At 38.7% G+C, this 6,000-nt stretch carries 5 protein-coding genes; all 5 read left to right on the plus strand.

Going from position 1 to position 6,000, the window contains the following annotated elements:
- Window positions 1-255: 255 nt before the first annotated feature.
- The 5 genes from EFT72_RS15920 (at window position 256) to EFT72_RS15940 (ending at window position 5,800) form a co-directional block, all read left to right on the plus strand.
- Complete coding sequence (locus EFT72_RS15920; protein WP_124067905.1) at window positions 256-768, plus strand: QueT transporter family protein; 513 nt, start codon at window positions 256-258, stop codon at window positions 766-768.
- A 169-nt stretch (window positions 769-937) separates the two neighbouring features.
- On the plus strand, window positions 938-1,834 hold the full coding sequence (locus tag EFT72_RS15925; RefSeq protein WP_124067906.1) for a hypothetical protein: 897 nt from the start codon (window positions 938-940) through the stop codon (window positions 1,832-1,834).
- 229 nt (window positions 1,835-2,063) lie between these two features.
- Window positions 2,064-3,443, plus strand: coding sequence for a UDP-N-acetylmuramate--L-alanine ligase (gene murC / locus EFT72_RS15930; RefSeq protein WP_124067907.1), 1,380 nt, complete (start codon window positions 2,064-2,066; stop codon window positions 3,441-3,443).
- Window positions 3,444-3,706: 263 nt separating this feature from the next.
- Complete coding sequence (locus tag EFT72_RS15935) at window positions 3,707-4,765, plus strand: DnaD domain protein (protein WP_124067908.1); 1,059 nt, start codon at window positions 3,707-3,709, stop codon at window positions 4,763-4,765.
- Between the two features lie 39 nt (window positions 4,766-4,804).
- The gene (locus EFT72_RS15940; RefSeq protein ID WP_124067909.1) at window positions 4,805-5,800 is read left to right on the plus strand and encodes an ATP-binding protein; all 996 of its coding nucleotides are present in this window, start codon (window positions 4,805-4,807) and stop codon (window positions 5,798-5,800) included.
- The last annotated feature ends 200 nt before the right edge of the window (window positions 5,801-6,000 follow it).

Raw genomic sequence — 6,000 nt, forward strand, 5'->3', positions numbered from 1 at the left:
TATTTAATCACTGAAATTCAAAGTCAAGAGGATAACGATACCAGTATCCTACGGGGATCATTCATTATCCGTCGATTTTCGAAACCTTTAAATGCAAGTGATGTAAAAAGGGGGTACTTGCAAATTTCCATTTCTTATGCTATAGTATCTCCCGTAATAAGGCCGTGAAACCCTTGATATTAAAGGGAATTTCACAAACAGACCGGTGTGTTCGAGACCTTCCACACCTAAAACAAAACTAAAGGAGAATCAAATATGAACCAAAAGCCATCAAGAAGTATCTACTTTTTAGTTTATTCAGCGACAATAGCAGCAATCTATACGGTTCTGACTATGATTTTTGCACCCATCAGCTTTGGACCCATCCAGTTTCGGATCTCGGAGATGCTTTGCGTTCTCCCCTTTTTCACCCCAGCTGCAGTACCTGGATTATTTGTGGGCTGTCTTTTGTCAAATCTATTGTGTGGATCTGCCGCAATCGATGTCGTATTTGGAAGTTTGGCAACATTAATAGGAGCAACTTTATCCTATCAGCTGCGAAGGAAGCGTTGGCTTGTAAGCATTCCCCCCATTTTATCGAACGCAATCATTATTCCATGGGTATTGCGCTATGCATATGGTTCCGAAGATATGATTTGGTATGCAATGGTTACCGTATTAATTGGTGAGGTTCTTGCAGTTGGAGTATTAGGGAACATATTATTAGGTGTCTTAAATCATTACAAATATATTATTTTTGGACCGGTACTAAAAAAACCAAATAAGTAGCGCAGAAACTTCTGGTTTTTTAACAAGACCAGGAGTTTTTTGCATGCTTTTTGCTTTTTTTAAAATGTTACATTAGAATTTTTTTTTTTTGTCCGATTAAATATATGTAACTACTATGTAACCACTCTCATGTATAATGAGAATATTATAAAGGATGATGGTGAAGATTATGACAATTGGAAGAATGAGCATAGTTCGCAATGCAGACAGATATTTTACAATTGCATTGGATGAGTATAATGACAACAAAATGAGGGGCTTAATATTTCATAATCAAAACATGGCAGGGGTTGCGTTTGAAAGCTTTTTTGAATTGATGTTATATATGGATGGAGTTTTTCATGAAATGGGATATCCAAAACAGACCGTTCAGGTACGGAATTTCCCAGATACAGATACGCTAGATAAGAGTGCAAAGGTAAGCAACGAGACAGAGAGACAAGGAAAACTAGCTACTTTTCGTTTGTTTGTACAGTATTGTTATCATGCAAGCTGGCAGGGGGCGATCATCTGGGAAGGAAACGAGAAAAGAGAACAATTTGACAGTGAACTACAGCTAATTCAGATTTTAGACCAGAAATTGTGTGGAAAAAGAATAATCACGCAAAAACAGCAATTTATCAATACCTGTCATGTGGCGATCGAATCTTATGAGCGGGGAGAGATTACAGGGAACTACCAAAACATTCCAGCCGAAGTTGTAGAGAAATATAACGAACCAGTTGATTTTGCAAAGACATTGAGTGATTTTATAAAATTCAGCGGATATGAAAATGAATCCCTGAAATATGGATTGAACTATGGGCAGATGATATCTAGCGATGCCTGCAACTTGTGTAGAAAAGGCGGTAAATTAGGTTCATTCTCAATTAAAATATTATTTTGTGAACACAATACCTGCCAGGGAATTATTTTCTGGCGAGAAGGAAGGCAGCAGGTGGCATTTCGGAGCTTTAAAGAGATGTTTAGTATGATCGCGTCAGCGGTAGAATCATCAAAAGATAACCATTCCAAAACCATAAGTCATAGGACCCATACAAGTCTTATTGCATCTGGTTCCAAATAATTACAGTCATAAAGTGCACTTTACAAATCATAGAATCTGTAAGGTGCATTTTTATATAGGAGGAAACGATTCGAATTTCACTTCTACGCTTGTACGATTCTATTGTAGATTTTCTTCATTCTTTCCTATATAATAAAGAAGATAGCAATTGACTTTATAAAAGATCAGCAGTAGAAGTTAAAAGAAATAGGTATGATATTATAAAACAATAATTAAGGATGGAAAAAGCATGTATCAAATTGATTTTCATAAACCACAGGCAATACATTTTATTGGGATTGGTGGGATTAGTATGAGTGGTCTGGCGGAGATCCTTATGGATGAAGGGTTTACAATAACCGGTTCTGATTCCAAAGCGTCCGCACTGACACAACATCTAGAAGTGAAAGGCGCTAAGATTGACTACGGACAGAAGGCAGAAAATATAAGAGAAGGGATTGATGTGGCTGTCTATACAGCGGCCGTTCATACCGATAATCCAGAGCTGATGCAGGCAAAAGAGATGGGAATTCCAGTTTTAAGCCGGGCAGAGCTGTTGGGACAGATGATGAAGAATTATGAGAATGCCATTGCCATATCAGGAACGCACGGCAAAACAACGACCACGTCTATGATCACAGAGGTTTTGTTGGCGGCCGATTCAGATCCTACCATATCAATTGGCGGTATCTTAAATTCCATCGGGGGAAACATACGGGTAGGCAGTTCAGAGCTGTTTGTGACAGAAGCATGCGAATACACCAATAGTTTTTTGTCCTTTTATCCAACCGTGGAGATTATATTAAATATAGAGGCAGATCACTTAGATTTCTTTAAGGATATCAAAGAGATTCGTCACTCCTTTCACTTATTTGCGCAAAAATTACCTAAGGACGGATTGCTGGTAATCAACAATGACATAGAGAGCATTGAAGAAATCATAGAAGGTTTACCTTGTAAGGTGATTACGTTTGGTAAAAAGCCAGGAAGTAAGTTTCAAGCGGATGCCATAGAATTTGACGATCTTGCAAGGGCTACATACGACCTAATCGTGGATGACTCCGTTGTGGACCGGGTTTGTCTTGGAGTACCTGGCGAACACAATGTTTATAACTCTCTAGCCGCCGCCGCAGTGTGTACAGAACTTGGTATTTCCCTGGAACTGATAAAAAAAGGATTGAATCATTTTACAGGAACCAACCGAAGATTTGAAAAAAAAGGTGAGATTTCCGGAATCACAATCATTGATGACTATGCCCATCATCCGCAGGAAATCAAGGCGACCATAGAAACCGCAAAACATTATCCCCATGAAAAATTATGGGTGGTATTCCAACCTCATACTTATACCAGAACAAAGGCGTTTTTAGATGATTTTGCGGAAGCATTGTCACTGGCAGATGAAGTGATACTTGCAGACATTTATGCGGCAAGGGAAACCAACGACTTGGGCATCAGCTCCATGGATATCGTAGAGAAAATCGAGAAAAAAGGTGGAAAAGCGCACTATATTACATCTTTTGATGAGATAGAGTCCTTTATTTTAGAAAATTGTATACACGGTGATTTGTTGATAACTATGGGAGCCGGAGACATAGTAAAAGTGGGAGAAAAGCTGTTGGGCGTATAGTTATCCACATTATCCACATAGTTTTCAACATTTTATGTTAAGAAACTATGTGGATTTTTTAATTTACATAAATTATAGTCTCACAATTCACCAAATCTCGGATTTATCAGGAAATCGACAGGATTTGGGGAGATCCCCCTTAATTATGTATACCTCGTTTCCACATTATCCACATTATCCACAATCCATTTCGTGGATAACTGTCTCTATTTTCTTTTGCAAAGACCTGTGGTATGATAGAAATAAGAGAAAAAGGTGAGGTTATGTCAGTGAAGGTAGAAAGTAGTTTTAAGATCAATGCGACTTTGATTTCCAATGATTTTATAGATGAATATATGGCAAAGGCCAATGGCGAATATATAAAAGAGTATCTCTATCTCATGCGTCATGAAGGAGAAGAGTTGACGCTTTCTATGATTGCAGATGCTTTGAATCATATGGAGTCAGATGTCATGCGGGCAGTTACCTACTGGAAGAAAGCTGGTGTTTTAGTAGATACGAAAGTGGTGAAACAAAACGATTCACCTGCTGTATCGGAGACTGCCTGTTCGGTTGGGGCAAGTACAGGTTCGAAACCTCAAAAAGAACCAGGAAATCGACAGGTCTACACACCAGATAAAATAAATGGACTTGCAGGAGATGAAGATTTTTCTCAACTTCTTTACATAGCACAAAAATATATGAATAAAGTATTTACCCATCGGGAGTGCGAAGTGTTTGCGTACTTGTACGATGGGCTTCATATTCCAGCTGAATTTTTAGAATACGTGGTGGAGTATTGTGTACAGGAAGGCCATACCAGCATTCGCTATATTGAAACGGTTGCGATTAACTGGCATGAAAAAGGGCTTCGTACCTTAGAAGAGGCAAAAAATTATTCCTCTACCTTTTCAAAAGATGGATATGCAGTGATGAGAGCATTTGGGCTAAATGACAGAAATCCTGGAAATTTGGAACGGGACTATATGGACAAATGGTTTCGTATCTATGGGTTTACCAAGGAACTGGTCATTGAAGCCTGCAACCGGTCTTTGGCAGCCACTCATTCGCCTAGTTTTCAATATGCAGATAAGATACTTGAGGGCTGGAAAACAGCCGGGATCCATTCCATGGCTGAGGTTCGTATTTTAGATGAACAGCATCAGGATAGAAAAAAGAACGGAACGTATAATCAGAATAATAAAGCAGCGGGACAAACGGGTGGATATAAGAATCAAACTGGAACAAATGGGAAAAATAAACAGAATCAGTTTCAGAATTTCCCCCAACGGGAGATTGATTACGATGCCCTTGTACTAGAGCAGTTAACCGAGCAAAAATAAGCACGATAGGAAGCATTTGCAGTAGAAAGGAGGGAAGCTATGGCACTGAGCAATTCACAGTATGATGCGATCATGCGGGCTTATGGACAGCAGCAGTTTAAGAACCGACATGAACAGGAAGAGCGGGTTGCAGAAGTTTATAAAAAGATTCCAGTCATGAAGGAACTAGATGATTCCATTAGCAGCAAAGCGGTATCATGTGCACGAAGGCTGCTTGACGGAGAAAAAGAAGCCCTGAAAGAATTGAGAAATGAAATCATAGACTTAAGAGAACAAAAGAGCCTTTTGTTAAAAGCGGGTGGATTTAAAGCGGATTACTTAGAGATGCATTACAATTGTACCGATTGTAAAGACACTGGATACAAAGAAGGGATTAAGTGTCACTGTTTTCGACAGTTGGAGATGAAATATTTATATGCCCAGTCAAATATTGAACAGGTCGTATCGGTGGAGAACTTTGACACGTTTCGCTATGAATACTTTGATGATACAAAGATAATACCGGTTTTAAACCGGACCGTAAAACAGTATATGGGACAAGTAGTAGAGACCTGTAAAACCTTTGCAGAAACCTTTGTGAAGGACCATGGAAATCTATTGTTTACAGGGCCAACGGGAGTTGGAAAAACATTTTTAACAAACTGCATTGCCAAGGAACTGATGGAACGTTATTATTCAGTCATCTATTTATCTGCCAATGATTTGTTTGAAGTGTTTTCTAAAAATCGGTTCGACTACCAAAACGTTGAAGATATGAAGGGGATGTATCAGTACATTCTGGATTGTGATTTATTGATTATTGATGATTTGGGAACGGAGTTAAACAACAGTTTTACCTCCTCAGAATTGTTTACTTGCATCAACGAGCGGTTAAATACCTCAAAGTCTACGATAATATCCACCAATCACCCAATCAATGAACTGAGAGACCGTTATACAGAACGGGTGACTTCAAGACTAATCAGCCGCTATACGATAATTCCCTTGTATGGAGATGACATCCGGATTCGAAAAAAAGCAAAAAGAGTCGATTAACTGTCAACCGTTTTTGAAAATGTCCCGAAAAAGTTTTAACATAAGCACCAGTTTTCTGGTGCTTGATTTAACTAGGTACTATTAGTTTTTGGGTAACTTTAATAAAACTACAGTTACCTGCTTGTAAATTAGGCTATTTCTTTTCTGTGTCGTTGTCCTTTTGCATATTTTTCAAATGATGCCTGCCTCCATGGATGGTT

This window comes from Clostridium sp. E02 (assembly GCF_003833015.1).
Taxonomy (GTDB): domain Bacteria; phylum Bacillota; class Clostridia; order Lachnospirales; family Lachnospiraceae; genus Lacrimispora.

Excerpts from the sequence above, each read along its gene's own strand:
- EFT72_RS15935 (WP_124067908.1), top strand. The coding sequence starts at position 3,707 with ATGTCAGTGAAGGTAGAAAGTAGTTTTAAGATCAATGCGACTTTGATT.
- EFT72_RS15925 (WP_124067906.1), top strand. The coding sequence starts at position 938 with ATGACAATTGGAAGAATGAGCATAGTTCGCAATGCAGACAGATATTTT.
- EFT72_RS15940 (WP_124067909.1), top strand. The coding sequence starts at position 4,805 with ATGGCACTGAGCAATTCACAGTATGATGCGATCATGCGGGCTTATGGA.
- EFT72_RS15920 (WP_124067905.1), top strand. The coding sequence starts at position 256 with ATGAACCAAAAGCCATCAAGAAGTATCTACTTTTTAGTTTATTCAGCG.
- murC (WP_124067907.1), top strand. The coding sequence starts at position 2,064 with ATGTATCAAATTGATTTTCATAAACCACAGGCAATACATTTTATTGGG.